The organism is Serratia ureilytica (genome assembly GCF_013375155.1).
GTDB lineage: Bacteria > Pseudomonadota > Gammaproteobacteria > Enterobacterales > Enterobacteriaceae > Serratia > Serratia ureilytica.
This window is the reverse complement of sequence record NZ_JABXOF010000003.1, coordinates 128,107-143,624: the sequence shown is the minus strand read 5'-3', so window position 1 is coordinate 143,624 and position 15,518 is coordinate 128,107. Positions and strand designations below refer to the sequence as shown.

11 protein-coding genes are annotated in these 15,518 nt (G+C 59.4%); 9 read left to right on the top strand and 2 right to left on the bottom strand.

Features of this window, described 5'->3' with window-relative positions; translation table 11 throughout:
- Positions 1-197 precede the first annotated feature (197 nt).
- The 7 genes from HWW83_RS07250 (at position 198) to HWW83_RS07220 (ending at position 9,576) form a co-directional block, all read left to right on the top strand.
- Positions 198-2,303 (top strand): putative bifunctional diguanylate cyclase/phosphodiesterase, encoded by a 2,106-nt coding sequence (locus HWW83_RS07250; RefSeq protein ID WP_142002409.1) that lies wholly within the window; start codon positions 198-200, stop codon positions 2,301-2,303.
- A 277-nt stretch (positions 2,304-2,580) separates the two neighbouring features.
- A complete protein-coding gene (locus tag HWW83_RS07245; RefSeq protein ID WP_089194737.1) occupies positions 2,581-3,957 on the top strand; it encodes a glycosyltransferase family protein in 1,377 nt (458 codons plus the stop codon).
- Positions 3,958-4,033: 76 nt separating this feature from the next.
- A complete protein-coding gene (locus tag HWW83_RS07240) occupies positions 4,034-5,311 on the top strand; it encodes a glycosyltransferase family 2 protein (RefSeq protein ID WP_046898373.1) in 1,278 nt (425 codons plus the stop codon).
- On the top strand, positions 5,311-6,759 hold the full coding sequence (locus tag HWW83_RS07235) for a radical SAM protein (protein WP_099783057.1): 1,449 nt from the start codon (positions 5,311-5,313) through the stop codon (positions 6,757-6,759). Before HWW83_RS07240 ends, HWW83_RS07235 begins: the two co-directional genes overlap by 1 nt.
- A 3-nt stretch (positions 6,760-6,762) precedes the next feature.
- Positions 6,763-7,572: a hypothetical protein gene (locus HWW83_RS07230; protein ID WP_015377860.1), complete on the top strand. Its 810-nt coding sequence runs from the start codon at positions 6,763-6,765 to the stop codon at positions 7,570-7,572.
- Positions 7,569-8,741: an MFS transporter gene (locus tag HWW83_RS07225; protein ID WP_176589166.1), complete on the top strand. Its 1,173-nt coding sequence runs from the start codon at positions 7,569-7,571 to the stop codon at positions 8,739-8,741. The genes HWW83_RS07230 and HWW83_RS07225 overlap by 4 nt, the downstream gene beginning before the upstream one ends.
- 22 nt (positions 8,742-8,763) lie before the next feature.
- Positions 8,764-9,576, top strand: coding sequence for a hypothetical protein (locus tag HWW83_RS07220; protein WP_069100349.1), 813 nt, complete (start codon positions 8,764-8,766; stop codon positions 9,574-9,576).
- A gap of 30 nt (positions 9,577-9,606) precedes the next feature.
- On the opposite strand, the gene HWW83_RS07215 is transcribed toward HWW83_RS07220, so the two are convergent.
- Entirely contained in the window at positions 9,607-10,800 is a 1,194-nt protein-coding gene (locus HWW83_RS07215; protein WP_103101450.1) for an MFS transporter, read from the bottom strand.
- Between the two features lie 149 nt (positions 10,801-10,949).
- Here HWW83_RS07215 and HWW83_RS07210 point away from each other — a divergent pair, with 149 nt between their 5' ends.
- A complete protein-coding gene (locus HWW83_RS07210) occupies positions 10,950-11,867 on the top strand; it encodes an ABC transporter substrate-binding protein (protein WP_089191740.1) in 918 nt (305 codons plus the stop codon).
- 57 nt (positions 11,868-11,924) lie between these two features.
- Here HWW83_RS07210 and HWW83_RS07205 read toward each other — a convergent pair whose 3' ends face one another.
- Positions 11,925-13,700: a sigma-54-dependent Fis family transcriptional regulator gene (locus HWW83_RS07205; protein ID WP_176589165.1), complete on the bottom strand. Its 1,776-nt coding sequence runs from the start codon at positions 13,698-13,700 to the stop codon at positions 11,925-11,927.
- Between the two features lie 275 nt (positions 13,701-13,975).
- Between HWW83_RS07205 and exaC the strand changes: the two genes are divergently transcribed.
- Positions 13,976-15,496, top strand: coding sequence for an acetaldehyde dehydrogenase ExaC (exaC, locus tag HWW83_RS07200; RefSeq protein ID WP_033643043.1), 1,521 nt, complete (start codon positions 13,976-13,978; stop codon positions 15,494-15,496).
- Positions 15,497-15,518 lie beyond the last annotated feature (22 nt).

The following is a 15,518-nucleotide window of genomic DNA, read 5'->3' as shown; positions in this document are numbered from 1 at the left end:
TTATTTTTCGATGCAATATAAGAGGGGCTTATAAATAACAGGAGTATTCCTAATGCGTTCTTGCGTAATCTATTTCATGCTACCAGGCCGATTTTTAGCCGCGCCCGCTGGCTATTCCCATTTTCATTGGCAAGACTATATTGAAAGAGGCTCTGCTATAGAGCAAGAATATGGGTAATTTTCCGAGGAAATACCGCATGAGCCTGTTGCCCGAGCAGAAAAATAACAAAAATCCGATCGACCTCTACAGCGAAATCGTAGACGACTTGCCGGGTCTGATTTGCTTCGGCAACCGCCTTGGCGGTTACTTCAACAAGCAGTGGCGCGACTATACCGGCGCAATCGCCGGTGAGCACGGCGCCGCAGACTGGCTCGAGGCCCTGCACCCTGACGATCGCGAACGCCTGGCCGCGCAATGGCGCCAGGCCATCGTTGCCCTCTCCTCGTTCGCCGGCGAAGCCCGTCTGCGCGAGCGCAGCGGCGCCTACCGGTGGTTTATGCTGGCGTTTAACACCCGCCAGGACGGCAAGGCGCTGGAGCCCAGCTGGTACCTCACCGCCACCGACATCCATCCGCAAATGCTGCAACGCCAGCAAAACGTTCAGGCGCTCTCTATCCAGCAAGACATGCTGGACGCCAGCGTCGACTGCATCAAAGTGATCAATCGCGACGGCACGCTGCGCCACATGAACCGCTCCGGCAGCCTGGCGCTCGGCCTCGATCCGGCGCAAAAAGAGTTTGGCATGCCCTGGCTGGGGCTGTTGTCGCCCGAAGTTCGCCGCCGCGGCAGCAAAGCGTTGCGCAGCGTCAAAGCCGGTAAGAATGCGCGTTTCGCGGGATTGAGCGTGACGCCGCAGGGCAAAAAACAGCATTGGGACAACATCCTCTCTCCCGTCAGCGATGAGCACGGCGCCGTGGCCGAGATCTTGTGCGTCTCACGGGATGTGACGTCGCAGCGCGTGATGGAGCAACGCCTGCTGCTTGCCAGCGAGTATGACGAACTGACCGGCCTGCCCAACCGGCGCCTCTTCAAGAAAAAGCTGAAGCAAGAGATGAAGCGCGCCCTGCACGGCAACAAGTCGCTCGGGCTGATGCTGCTGGATCTTGACCATTTTAAACTGGTGAATGATACGCTGGGCCACGCGGCGGGCGATCATCTGCTGCGGGTGCTGGGCAAAAGGCTCAGCGCCTGCATGAATACTCATTCGTTCGTCTCTCGCCTCGGCGGCGACGAGTTCGCCGTCGTGATCAGCGACGTCGAAAACGAGCAGGATATTTTCCGCATCGCCAACAAGTTTCTGCTGCAGCTGGAGACGCCGATCACCCACGGCGGCAAGACGTTGCATTGCGGCATGAGCATCGGTGGCGCCATCTATCCCAAAGATGCCCGCGATGCGTCAGAGCTGATGAAGTGCGCCGATACCGCGCTGTATGAACTGAAAGAAGGCGGCCGCGGCGGCGTCTACATGTTCGACAGCAAGATGATGGACAAAGCCCGCGCCCGTGCCAGTCAGCTCAACTACGCGCGCCAGATCGTGCGCGATAATTGCATTCGCCCCAACTACCAGCCGAAGGTCAGCCTCGCCGATGGCAGCATCGTCGGCTTCGAAGCGCTGCTGCGCTGGCATTGCCCGCAAAACGGCATACAGCTGCCGGCGACGGTCAGCGAGGCCTTCAACGACTATGAACTGGCGACCAAAATCAGCGAAGCCATGCAGCTGAAAGTCTTCGCCGATATCGCCCGCTGGCGCGCGGCCGGCGTGGCGGTGCGGCCCGTTTCGCTGAACGTGTCGCCGATCGAGTTTTTACGCGACAACTACGCCGAAACCTTCCTGCAACGCCTGCTGAAGTTCCACATTCCCCACCACCTGATCGAACTGGAAGTGACCGAACACGCGTTCAACAAGCACGGTTCGAAATACGTACTGCGCGCGCTGCACATGCTCAAAGAGATGGGTATCCGTATCGCGCTGGACGACTTCGGCACTGGCCACTCCTCGTTCAGCCATATCATGGACTACCCGCTGGACTGCATTAAGCTGGACTGCGACTTCATTCAACGCATGAACACCGAACCGGCGATCCTGGCGATCGTGGAAAGCATCGGCATTCTCGGTCAAAAGCTGTCGATCGATATCATCGCCGAAGGCGTGGAAACCGAGCAGCAGCGCCAAACGCTGTGCGAAGCCGGTTTCCATATCGGCCAGGGGTTTTTGTTCAGCCCGGCGGTGGGATCCCAGCAGGTGCCGACGCTGCTGCAGGCGATACTTCAGCCTGCCGAAGGCGGCACGGCGAATCGTTAAATCGGCATCGCATGCCCCACATTCGGGGGGCTTGATCCCCCCTCTTTTCCTCTGCTTGTTTCACGCCTCCCGCACCGGAATATTTGTGAGAGCCCTCACAAAGCATAAACGTATCTTTACATTTTTGAACGGTTAAGCTTCCGTTCTGTCAGATTTGAGTGTATTCCAGAGCGTCAAAACGATTCTTTTTCCACTCAATTGGGAACGTTACCGGAGACTTGTTAAGAAATAGTTAATTTAAATCAATGCACTACAAATAATAGCAGGAGGTACTGCGATGCACGAAAGGCAAGAGAAGAATGCAATGTTCATTTCGTTCGATGCCGTCTCGGTCTCGGGGATCACGGTGGAAGCAATGAAGATTGCCAAACGACTGCAAGCCTGTGGATTTCGCTCTTATCTTGATTTGGGATACGACATCAAGATTGATAAGGGAAACTTTAATAAACCCTATCAGCATGAGCATGACATCTACCGCGATGTCTTTACGCTGGTCCGCCTGGACGACATCACGTCGATTCCAGATTACCACCCCGCCTTTCTCGAGTACGCGCACGCGGCGTTGATCGGCCAGAAAACGCCCATTGACGAGCAAGAAAAAGCCGCTTTGTTGCATACCATCGCGTTGACGGCGCGGCAGCTGGCGGATCGCCTCATCGCCCAATGGGAAGCGCTCGCAATCAGCCATGTGGTGGTGGAAAACGGCACGCTGCCGGAAAACATCATCTATACCAAAGCGCTGTATCTGGCGATCGAAGATTATGGCCGACGTTATCGACTGACGCGTTTCGTCATCTGGCGCGATCATGACCTGATGTGGAACAGCGAAAAAAAGGTGCTCAAATACGGCCCACCGCCTTATTCTCACGCCATCAAACCTATCCCTTCAAAATACATTACCTATGTCACGCTCAATCACGATCTGAAGCAAAAGCTGGAGGCCTGGTGCAATCATGATGTCCATGTCGAGGTAAAGAAAAATACCTATGACTTCTCGGACAGTCACGAAAGAACGAATGTCAGAAAGCAGATGAATATTCGCGACAATGATCTTCTCATTGCCAGAACCACCCGCATCATCCCTCAGAAAAGATTGGACCGCGATATTATACTGATCAGCCGGCTGAACGATTTATTTATCCGCGACCACAACACGCGACGCGCCTATTTGGCGATCGCCGGCAATGAATATGAAAATCCGTCATGTTATCTGCAACTCGCTAAATTGGCGCAGGAACTGAATGTTCTCCCCTATGTCAAATTCGTCGGCATGCTTCCTCATGTCGATATGCGCTCGGAAAACGACGCGTTTTGCATAGAGGACCTCTATCACTCTTGCGACCTGGTCTCGTTTCTCACCTCGTATGATTATGATAGCTATGGCAATCCTATCGGCGAAGCGATCAGTTGCCGCCGTTGCTATATCACCACTCGCTACGAATATTATCACGAAGTCTACGGCCGGCATGGGTTTGAAGCGCCCGTCATGCCGATCTCCGAGTTACAGGATGGGCCGCCGAACGACGAATTCATCCAGGAAGTCTACCGGTTCATTAATAACAAGGAGAAGATGAAACGCGTGGCGGAAAAGAATTACGCGCTGGGCAAGCGGATTTTATCCAACAACGTCATGGAGTTCTTAAATATCAGCTAATCATCGAATGACGTGACATTTCATTTTCAGACAAGCCATTTCTAACTGTGGACTTTCATTAGCCCTTGGAGGATCTATGCGTGATACTGTTTTTGTGTCTGTCGTACTGCCCGTTTATAATGAAAGCGACCGTATTGAGGCGGTTTTACTTTCGCTGTTCAATCAGCACACCAAGAATGAATTAATCACCCACGACACTTACGAACTGATTGTCGTTGATAACAACTCCACCGATGATTCCGTCGCTAAAATAAACGCGTTTAGTGAAAGGCATCCGGCTATGGCCATTCATGTTATCGCCGAAACGGTGCAGGGTGTCTCCTCGGCCAGAAAACGCGGCATGGACTATGCGTCGCTGCGTTCTAAAGCCCGCGACAGCCGGCTGGGAAATAAACGCAAGCACTATATCGTTTCCGCCGATGCCGATTGCACCGTGGATGCATTTTGGCTTTACGAGCTGGTGAATACCATGATCGAGCAACAAGGCGACCTGGGCACCTGCAACTATTACTACCCTCCCGCAGAGTTTGAGCACCGCCCCAACCTGTTCCGCGAGATCCAAAAAACGCTGCGTCTGCGCGAATTTTCGTTCTCCCTGTTCGGCGGCTTCCCCGACGGCAAAGGGTTCGGGGTGGAGCGCAGCCTGTATGACGCGGTAGGCGGCATCGAAATCTTCTACCAGCTCAACCATGGCCGCTTTGTCGAACACCTGTCCGACGACTGGGACTTCGGCATTAAGGTCATCGCCTACGGCGGCAAGCCGGTTTACGCTCGCCATGCTTACGTTGAGATCAACAGCCGCCGGGTGGACACCATTCTCGATGAGGTGATCAACGGCATCGCCTACGGCAAGGACGGCATCATTATCATGAAGGACGTTCGGCCGGACGTTGAGCGACAGAAAACCGCGCTGGCGGACGCCACGCCGGCGGAGGCGAAACTGGCCTGGGACTACTCGGTCAAGGACTACACGCCAAAGAATATCTTACTGCCGGTGCTGCTCAATCCGTATCTGCTGTTGGAAAACAGCGAAGTGCGCGATTTCTTCTCCGGCCCGCTGGCCGACAGCCTCTACCGCCGCATTCATGAGCTGAAACACGAGATGCGCATCATCGATTTCAAACCGATCCATGCCTACAAAACCCCCGCCTATCGGCTCTACCTCGAATTTCGCGATGCGCTGTTTGCCGCCATGCGGCGCGCCGTCGGTGACGATATCGGCTTCCCGCCCGCATTGCCGGCCTGCTTCGATACGGTCAAAGACGAGGATTTCACCCGCTTTGTTTATTACTTCTGTGAAGACCGCGAGTCCGGCGAAGCCCACAACTATTTCGGCAACGGGGGGGTCTTCTGATGAACGACGAAGCCTTGCACTCATTGCTGGATATCGATGAAAACTATCCCACGCCGCGGGTGAACGCGTTCCTGGCGCAACCGGAAAACCGGGCCTTTCTGGAGTACGTCCATAAGGATCCGTTCGGCTGTCACGTGTTCCCCGGCGATCTCGTCGACTACCCGCTGGCCGCGTTTTTTGCCGATATGGAGGCTGACATTCGCCAGGCGGGCAAAATCCACCTCTGGGCCTATATCCCGACCTGCCGCTATCGCTGCCATTTTTGTCAGTACCCCACGGTGATCCTCAATCCCAAGGCGCCCGCCTCTCAGGCGGTATTCCGCGATTTGGTCGATTTCAACATCAAGGAGGCGCAAATGTGGCTGGCGCGCGTGCCCAGCCTGGCCGAAGTGGAAATCGGTGAATTCAACGTCTTTGGCGGCACGCCGTCCTTGCTGCCGGAGCCGGAACTGCGCCGCATGATGGCCTTCTACTTCAGCCACTTTAACTTCACCAACGCCACCCTGCGCTTCGAAGGGGAGCCCGGCACCCTGAACAAAGCCTATCTGGCGCTGCTGAAAGAGCTCGGCTTCAGCAAAATCAGTTTCGGCACCCAATCCTTCAATGACGACATCATCACCGCCTGCGGGCGCATGCACTCGGCCGAAGAGTGCGTGGAGACCATTCATCATGCGCGCGCGCTCGGCATTGATTGGGTCAGCGTGGACCTCATTTACGGCATGCTGGGCCAAAGCGTGGACGACGTGAAATACGACATGGAAAAAACCCTCGAGCTGAATCTGTCGCACGTCGTCTGCACCAAGCTGCACATGGATGAGTTTATTAAAAATCGCACCGGCGTCTCGGGCGAGCGCGAAAGCCTGTGGCAGAAAAAGGGGCTGATCAGCATCAACAACCTGCGCTTCCCTGGCCTGGGCAAACAGTACCAAATGCGCGAGCTGGTCGAGAACTACCTGAATGGCGGCTATACCGAACACCCCACCATGTACTTTCACCGCAATGATCAACAGCCGGAAAAGTGGAAAGCGCTCATCACCGATCTCGACAAGCAGTATCCGGAAGTGGCGATCGGTTTGGGCGGCAGCTCCAAATCGACGCGATCCGAAGCCATCAACATCACCGGTTACAAGAAGTACAAGGAGGCGCTCAACCAAGACCGCCTGCCCATCGAGGAAAGCCGCGGTTTCTCCCCGATCCAGCGTGAAGTGAACGCCTTCAAAATGGCGCTCTCCACCTTGCTGCCGGTGGACGATCGGGTGTTTAAACGGCGCTTTGACGGCAACAGCCTGTTTGCTAACCCGGTCATCCGCCGCACGTTGAAAATCCTGGTAGATAAAGCGCTGGTCACTGTCGATGGCCCGTGCGTGACGCTCACGCCCATCGGCGTCACGCTGGTCGAAGCCATTATCAATACCCAATTTTCCGCCGCATTCGCCAATCAGGAGTGAAAGATGACGACGACAGTCTCCGATCCCAAACCGGTATTCAGCTTTTATTACATCGGCATCGATACCGAAGCCGGCGTCACGCCACAACAGTTTGAAACCTTCGTGCGCGAACAAGGCGTGCATATCCCCTGTTATCCCGGCTGGCGCTGGACGTTGCTGCGCGGCCTGCGCGGCGAACGCGTCGGGCAATACCTGATGCTGTACGAGATTGACAGCGCCGAGCAGCGCGATCGTTACGTCACCGCCACCGGGCAGCGAACGGCGCACGCGCACGAATTCTGGCGGCGGCATGCCGCCGCGCAGGAAATCCTCGCCGAGTGGCGAAAACTGGGCACCTACAGCCTGCTGCCGACGCTGTTCAGCGATTATCGCCTGCTGGCTGAGAACAGAAAAAGCGACGTGCCGCCCGGCCCGCGCTACCGGGAACGGCCGGGCGAACCGCCCGAGGCGCGCATTATCGGCATCCACAATCTGGCGCTGCGCGAAGGCGTGACCCCGGCGCAATTCGAACGCTTTATCGCCGAAAATCACCATCGCATTGAGGATTATCCGGGCTGGAAGTTTCACTTGCTGAAGGGAGAGCGCGGCAATCGGCTCGACCAGTACGCGGTGATGATGGAAATCGTCAGCCTGGCGGCGCTGGACGTGTTCTATCCGGAGCCCGATATCGCCACCGCCGAAGCGGCAACCTTCGCCAAAGCGCATCGCGACACCAAGCAAATGTATGAAGAGTGGAAGCAACTGGCGTCATTTTCCGGTTCACCGCAGATTTATACCGATTATCTGTCCGTCGCGCAGAGCCGATCGTCATGATGCTGCCTTGGCTAACCGGCGAGGCCGCAGAGAATCATCGCCGGCAAATCGCCACCCGAGCGATCTTCTTCCTCGCCGGGTTGGGCATGGCCGCCTGGGCGCCGTTGATCCCTTTCGTGAAAGCGCGATTGGGCATCGATGACGGCGCGCTCGGTTTGCTGCTGTTTTGCCTCGCCGCCGGCTCCATGGCGATCATGCCCTTCGCCGGGTATCTGATCGCCAAACTGGGGTGCCGCGCCGTGTTGCTGGGCGCTGGCGCCTTGCTGTGCATCGACTTGCCGCTGTTGGCGTTACTCGATGCTCCGCTGTTGATGGGGGCGGCATTGGGGGTATTTGGCGCCGTCAACGGCATCATGGATGTGGCGATGAACTCACAGGCGATAATCGTCGAGCGGGAGAGCGGCCAGGCGAAAATGTCCGGTTTTCATGGCTTCTACAGCCTTGGTGGCATTGCCGGCGCCGGCGGCGTCAGTCTGTTGCTGCTGGCGGGCCTCGCCCCGACCCAGGCCATCGGCCTGATCGCCCTCCTCATCGCGATCCTGCTGCTGATCGTCGCCGGCGATTTACTGGCGCACGGCGGCATCGGCGAGCGGCGACGGGGCGGCGCGCGGTGGGCGCTGGCCCACGGCAAGATCCTGTTTATCGCCCTGCTCTGTTTCTTCGTGTTCCTGACCGAGGGGGCGATGCTCGACTGGTCGGCATTATTCCTGCATGCCGAGCGCGGCGTGGCCAAATCGCAGGCGGGGATCGGGTTCACGCTGTACGCCGTCGCCGTGGCCTGCGGGCGGCTGTATGGCGACAGGCTGATCGGCGCCGTCGGGCGCTACCGCACTCTGCTGCTCGGCAGCCTGTGCGCCGCGGCAGGCGTGCTGTTGACCGTCACCGTCCCTCTGGTATCGGCCGCCTTTGGCGGGTTGATGCTCGCCGGTCTGGGCATCGCCAACATCGTTCCCATTCTGTTCAACGCCGTCGGCAATCAAAAACAGGTGCCGCCCGGCCAGGCGTTTCCGGCCGTGACGCTGGTCGGCTATCTCGGCTTATTAACCGGCCCGGCGCTGATCGGTTTTATCGCCAATTACACCAGCCTGGCCCTGGCTTTCGGCTGCACGTTGCTGTGCCTGTTGCTGGTCAGCATCAGCGCCAAAGCCGTGACGAACACATCTCACTAACTTAACTTGCGAGGATCGTTTAATGCATGCATCAACCACGCCGGTTTTCTCCCTGCACTACGTGGGAATCAACCTGAAACGGGGCGTCGCCTCAGATCGTTTCGAAGCGTTCGTTCGCCGTAAAGGCGTCGCCATCCCGGCCTATCCCGGCTGGCGATGGACGCTGCTGCGCGGCCTGCGCGGCGAGCGTGAAAATCAGTACCTGATGGTTTATCAGGCTAAAGACGCCGCCACCTACGCGCGCTATATCGACGGCAACGGCGAGCTGACCGACGAGGCGCACGCCTTTTGGCGGCAGCGTCCGGAGGCCGCCGCGCTGATTGAGGAGTGGAAAACCTTCGCGACCTTCGCCGAACTGCCGACCCTTTACACCTGTTACCGTCTGGTGGCCGAGAATAGCCGCAGTTCATTGCCGCCCGGCCCCAATTACCGCAGCGAACCAGGGAAGGAAAGCATTCAGCGTGTCATCGGCATTCATAACCTGGCGCTTAAAGCGGGCGTCTCACCCGAGCGGTTTGAACGGTTCATTACCGACAACATCCACCGCGTGGAAGACTACCCGGGCTGGAAGTTTCACCTGCTGAAGGGCCAGAGCGGCAATCGGCTGGACCAATACGCGGTGATGCTGATCATTGAAAGTCTGGCGTCGCTCAACGCGTTCCATCCGGAGCTCGATGTCTCAACCGAGCAAGCGCTCAGGTTCGTGGCCGAGCATCAGGACACCGAACGCATGTACGACGAGTGGAAAACACTGGCGTCGTTCTCCGGCGCGCCACAAATCTACACGGATTACCTGGCGATTGGCGGCAACGAGAATGACGCCCATCCGGCGTAAACCGCGCGGCGGCGTTGAGCGCCGCCGCTTTCACGGCCGCCGTTCGCCGAACGGCGCCAGCTTCATGCCGATAAGCGTCACCACGCAGATGAGCGCCCCGGCGTAGAAGGTGGAGGCGGAACCGAACAGCTCCCACAGGGTTCCGGCCCCGAGACTCGCCAGCAGCAGCGCCACGCCGCTGATCAGATTGAACATGCCGAACGCGGTGCCGCGCAGGTGCGCCGGCGCGGTATGTGCCACCATCGCCGCCAGTAGCCCCTGGGTCATGCCCATGTGCACGCCCCACAGCGCGACGCCAAAAAGCACCCCGCCCCAATGATCGCTCAGCGCCAATACCAGATCAGCGGCGATCAGCACCAGCAACCCGGCTTTCAGCAATCCTTCATGGCTCATGCGGTCGGACAGTTTTCCGAACGGATAGGCCGAGCAGGCGTAGACCAGATTCATGGCGACCATCACCAGCGGGATCAGCGCCAGCGGCGTGCCGCCCTGCTGCGCCTTCAACACCAGGAACGCTTCACTGAAGCGCGCCAGCGTGAAGATCGCGCCGATGCTCACCACCCACCAATAGCTGCGCCCCAGCAGCCGCAGGTTGGCGCGAGTGATCGGGTTGGTGCGCTTGTGGGTTATCGTGGCGGCCGGCTCTTTCAGGCCGAAAAACAGCAGCGCAATCGCCAGCGCCGCCGGGATCGCCGCCACCCAGAAGATGGCGCGAAAATCGTTGTGCCACAGCAGCATCAGACCGACGGCCAGCAGCGGCCCTAAAAAGGCGCCGACGGTATCCAGCGACTGGCGCAGCCCGAAAGCCGCGCCGCGAATTTCCGGCGGCGTCACGTCGGCCACCAGGGCATCACGCGGCGCCCCGCGAATGCCTTTGCCCACGCGATCCAGCAGGCGCGCGCTCATCACCATGCCGGACGACGACGCGATGGCGAAAAACGGTTTGCTGATGGCGCCCAACCCGTAGCCCAGCAGCGCCAGCCCTTTACGTTTGCCGAGGTAATCGCTGAGCACGCCGGAGAACACCTTGACGATCAACGCCGTCGCCTCCGCCAGCCCTTCGATCAGACCGATGACAATCACGCTGGCGCCGAGCGTCGTCGCCATAAACAGCGGCAACAGGCTATGGATCATTTCCGAGGAAACGTCCATCAGCAGGCTCACGCCACCCAATACCCACACGCCGCGCGGTATGCGGCCCAACGTAGCGAAACGCGACGGCATGGTTCATCCTCGATCGATTCAGCGCCGCCAGAGGCGCCTCATGATTTTTCCAAGATTGGTTAGTTGATTTTGTTCGTTCACAGATCTGCAGCCTTTAGAGATAGTGCAACGACCGTGTGACATCCATAATAATGAAGGTAATTAACATAATGATATATAGCAAAAAGATGATAGTGATTGCGGCGCTGCTGAGTTTTTCCGCCGCCGCCGCACCGGGCGTGGATCTCGTCGCCAACGAAACGCCGATCCACACGGTGAAGAGCGCCGAAGCCGTGGCCAAAATCCCCGCCGGCTTCCGGTTCGTGGAACCCGGCACGCTGACGGTGGCCATTTCCCTGCTGGGCAGCGGCCCGCCGTTCGGCCTGTACGCCCGCGACAATAAAACGGTGATCGGCAGCGAGGCGGACATCGCGCGCCTGGTGGCCGACGGTTTGGGGCTGAAACTCAGGCTGGTGCCCACGTCGTGGGAAGACTGGCCGCTGGGGGTGGCCTCCGGCAAATATGACGCCGCGGTTTACAACATCACAGTGACCAACGAACGCAAAACCAAATTCGATTTCGCCACCTATCGGCAGGATACGCTGGGCTTCTACGTCAAGTCCGACAGTAAAATCACCCAGATCAAAACGGCGCCGGATATCGCCGGTAAAAAGATCATCGTCGATTCCGGCACCAATCAGGAAGCGGTACTGCTGGCCTGGGACAAGGAGAACCGCGCCAAGGGATTAGCGCCGCTGCAGCCGGTGTACGTCACCGATAAGGCCGCCTCCACGCTGGCCATTCAGTCCGGCCGCGCCGACGCCACCTTCGGGCCCAACGTCTCCGGCGCTTATCAGGCGCGGCTGACCGGTAAAACCCGGCTGGTGGGCATCGTGCCCGGCGGCTGGCCGAAGACCGCCAACATCGCCGTCACGCTGAAGAAAGGCAACGGCCTGGTGGACGCGGTGCAGGCTTCGCTCAACAGCGCCATCGCCAACGGCAGTTATCTGCAGGTGTTGGATCGCTGGGCGGAGAGCGACGAGAAGATTGCCCACTCCGAGATTAACCCGCCGGGACTGGGGGATTGAGAGAGCAACAAACAGGCCCCGCGCAGCGGGGCCTTATCGCCCGTCAATCGATAAGCGTCATTCCTCTGCCGCTCTTCGCCTCCCCAGCTTGCGGTACAGCGTGCTGCGCGAAACGCCGAGCGCCTTCGCCGCCCGGCTGAGATTGCCGCCCGCCCTGTCGATCGCCGCCTGCAGATCCTCGCCGCCGGCGTCGGCGCATACCTGGCGCGGCGACAGTACCGCGATCGACTGCGGCAGATCGTCCAGGGTGATCACCGCGCGATCGTCCGCCAGCGCCAGCAGCACCTTGAGCGTACTTAACAATTGCCGCACGTTGCCGGGCCACGGATAGCGCGCCAGCATCGCCAGCGCCTCCGGCAACAGGCGAATGTCGCGCCGTTCGCCGCCCAGCTCCCGCCACAGCTGCAGAATGAACGCCTCCAATTGCGCCCGCTCTCTGAGCGGCGGGATGCGCAGGCTGTATTCCTGTATGCGATACAATAAATCTTCGCGAAACGCCCCCGTTTGCACCTGCCGATGCAGATCGTGGTGCGTCGCGCAAACCAGCGCGAAATCGACCGCATAGGCGCTGCGGCTGCCGAGCGGCGTGACCGTTTTCTCCTGCAACACCCGCAGCAGGCGCGTTTGAAGGCCCGCCGGCATGTCGCCGATTTCATCGAGGAACAGCACGCCGCCGTCCGCCTCGCGGATCTTGCCGATATAGCCTTTGGGGTTGGCACCGGTAAACGCCCCCGGCGCATAGCCGAACAGTTCGGACTCGATCAGCGGTTCCGGCAGCGCCGCGCAGTTGATCGCCACAAAGTTGCCGTTGCGCCAGCGACTTTCCTGAAACAGGCGGCGGCTGAAGTGCTCCTTGCCGCAGCCGGTTTCGCCGGTCACGCACAGAGAAAGGCCGGCGTTGAGAATACGCAACGCTTTCTGATGCTGCTCGTCGTGCCGTTCCGCCGGCGGCGTCGAACGCAGAGCGCTAACGCGGCGTTGGGGCGCCTCGAGCAGCGAATAATAGTGCCGTTGATTGCCGGCCAGCGTCTGGCGCGGCGCGCCGGAGGGTTGCCGCAACAGATCGGGGAACAGCTGAGCGAATTCAAGCGAGCCGAATGCGGCCGGCGAGAGTTGGAACTCGACCATCGCCAGCCGATTGGCGGCGATCAGCACTTCGTCGTGAAACACCAGCAGCAGTTCCTGCGCGCTGCCCAGGCGCCCAGCGTCGGCGTGCAGGCGCAGCGTCCAGTGACGATCGGCGATCGCGCTTCTGACCCAGCGGTGTTCGATATGGCGCACCGCCTGCATGATCAGACGCTGCGCATCAGGATACGGGCGCTGGGCCGGGGCAGAGAGATCCAGTATGCCGGCAATATGGCCATCCGGCCGGTAGATCGGCGCGGCGGTGCAGTTCAATCCGGCGTTTTGGTTGAGAAAATGCTGATCGCCGCGCACTTCGCAGAAAGCGCCCAGCGCCAGCGCAGTGCCGATGGCGTTAGTGCCCCGCTCCGCTTCTCCCCACTGGTTGCCCGGCGCCAGCGCAAAGCGCGACGCCTTGTGCAGAAAATCGTGATTGCCACGGGTTTCCAACACCAGCCCGTCGGCGTCGGCGATCACCACGATGGCCGGTTGACGCGTAATTTGCGCGCCCAACTGTTCGATCAGCGGCTGTACCCGTTGCGGCACCCAGTCGTTGCGGCTGCGCAGTTCTTCGAGCAGACCGGCTTTGATAAACGGGATATGTTGATCGGCGCGCGTCAGGCCGTAACTGCGGCTGCGCTGCCAGGATTCCGCCAGCGGGTGGGTCAGCAAACTGGCGCTCTCAGTGAGCAAGCGATCGTCAGGCAACATGCGTTTCTCCCCCGGCTGCAAGTGTTGCAAATATGTATCATGGATGTGTATCAGGCGTTGCGACACGGAACACAAAAAATCATCGGCGGCAGCGGCACCGCTCGATTGGCTTACCCACATCAGTGCTTAACGTTTTAATAAATAGCCATTTTTTAAATAACGCTACGTCCGTCGCTAATCTGGCACGGGGCGTGCTTCTCTGTGCTGCGGCGACAGGCCGCACTCACAGGCGCAGCGCAATAGCGCCGGTTATCATCTGCAGAGAGGTGCTTCACATGAAATATGTTCACCCCGGTTTGCCTGGCTCGCTGGTTTCGTTCCGTCAACGCTATGGCAACTACATTGGCGGCAAATTTGTCGAACCGGTATCCGGCAACTACTTCACCAACACCTCGCCGGTGACCGGCCAGCCGATCGCCGAATTCCCGCGTTCCGACGCCAAAGACATCGAGCTGGCGCTTGACGCGGCGCATGCGGCGGCGGACGCCTGGGGTAAAACCAGCGTGCAGGAACGCGCCAATGTGCTGTTGGCCATCGCCGATCGCATCGAGTCGCGGCTGGAGATGCTGGCGCTGACCGAAACCTGGGACAACGGCAAACCGATCCGCGAAACCCTGAATGCCGATCTGCCGCTGGCGGTCGACCATTTCCGCTACTTCGCCGGCTGCCTGCGCGCGCAGGAAGGCACCGCGGCGGAGATCGACCAAAATACCGTGGCCTACCATATCTATGAACCGCTGGGCGTGGTCGGCCAGATTATCCCGTGGAACTTCCCGCTGCTGATGGCCGCCTGGAAACTGGCGCCGGCGCTGGCGGGCGGTAACTGCGTGGTGCTGAAACCGGCGGAACAGACGCCGCTCGGCATCAGCGTGCTGATGGAAGAGATCGGCGATCTGCTGCCGCCGGGGGTGCTCAACGTGGTGCAAGGTTTCGGCGCCGAGGCCGGCGAAGCGCTGGCGCGCAGCAAACGCATCGAAAAAATCGCCTTCACCGGCTCCACGCCGGTCGGCCGCCACATTCTCGCCTGTGCGGCGGAGAACATCATCCCCAGCACCGTCGAGCTGGGCGGCAAATCGCCGAACATTTATTTTGAAGACATCATGCAGGCGGAGCCGGCGTTTATCGACAAGGCGGTTGAGGGGCTGGTGCTGGGCTTTTTCAACCAGGGAGAGGTTTGCACCTGCCCTTCACGCGCGCTGATCCAGGAGTCCATCTACCCGCAGTTCATGGAGAAAGTGCTGGCGCGTATCGCCACCATCCGCCAGGGCGATCCCTTCGACACCGAGACCATGATCGGCGCCCAGGCGTCAAAACAGCAGTACGACAAGATCCTGTCCTACATCGACATCGCTAAAAACGAGGGCGGCAAAATCGTTGCGGGCGGCGAGCCCGCTCAGCGCGGCGACGAAGTGCAAAACGGTTTCTACCTGCAGCCGACGCTGATCACCGGCGACAACAGCATGCGTTTCTTCCGCGAGGAGATCTTCGGGCCGGTGATTGGCGTCACCACCTTCAAGGATGAGGCCGAAGCCCTGGCGCTGGCCAACGACACCGAGTTCGGGCTGGGCGCCGGGCTGTGGACCCGCGACATCAACCGCGCCTACCGCATGGGACGTGCGATCAAGGCCGGCCGCGTATGGACCAACTGCTACCACCTGTACCCGGCGCACGCCGCGTTCGGCGGCTACAAAAACTCCGGCATCGGGCGCGAGACCCACAAGGCGGCGCTGTCGCACTATCAGCAGGTGAAAAACCTGCTGGTCAGCTACGACGCCAAACCGCTGGGCCTGTTCTGAAGCCGGCGTAATGAGATAACAA

Bases quoted from the DNA above. Each gene is read 5' to 3' on its own strand.
- HWW83_RS07205 (WP_176589165.1), bottom strand. From the start codon at position 13,700: ATGTTGCCTGACGATCGCTTGCTCACTGAGAGCGCCAGTTTGCTGACC.
- HWW83_RS07210 (WP_089191740.1), top strand. From the start codon at position 10,950: ATGATATATAGCAAAAAGATGATAGTGATTGCGGCGCTGCTGAGTTTT.
- HWW83_RS07215 (WP_103101450.1), bottom strand. From the start codon at position 10,800: ATGCCGTCGCGTTTCGCTACGTTGGGCCGCATACCGCGCGGCGTGTGG.
- HWW83_RS07220 (WP_069100349.1), top strand. From the start codon at position 8,764: ATGCATGCATCAACCACGCCGGTTTTCTCCCTGCACTACGTGGGAATC.
- HWW83_RS07240 (WP_046898373.1), top strand. From the start codon at position 4,034: ATGCGTGATACTGTTTTTGTGTCTGTCGTACTGCCCGTTTATAATGAA.
- HWW83_RS07245 (WP_089194737.1), top strand. From the start codon at position 2,581: ATGCACGAAAGGCAAGAGAAGAATGCAATGTTCATTTCGTTCGATGCC.
- HWW83_RS07235 (WP_099783057.1), top strand. From the start codon at position 5,311: ATGAACGACGAAGCCTTGCACTCATTGCTGGATATCGATGAAAACTAT.
- exaC (WP_033643043.1), top strand. From the start codon at position 13,976: ATGAAATATGTTCACCCCGGTTTGCCTGGCTCGCTGGTTTCGTTCCGT.
- HWW83_RS07230 (WP_015377860.1), top strand. From the start codon at position 6,763: ATGACGACGACAGTCTCCGATCCCAAACCGGTATTCAGCTTTTATTAC.
- HWW83_RS07225 (WP_176589166.1), top strand. From the start codon at position 7,569: ATGATGCTGCCTTGGCTAACCGGCGAGGCCGCAGAGAATCATCGCCGG.
- HWW83_RS07250 (WP_142002409.1), top strand. From the start codon at position 198: ATGAGCCTGTTGCCCGAGCAGAAAAATAACAAAAATCCGATCGACCTC.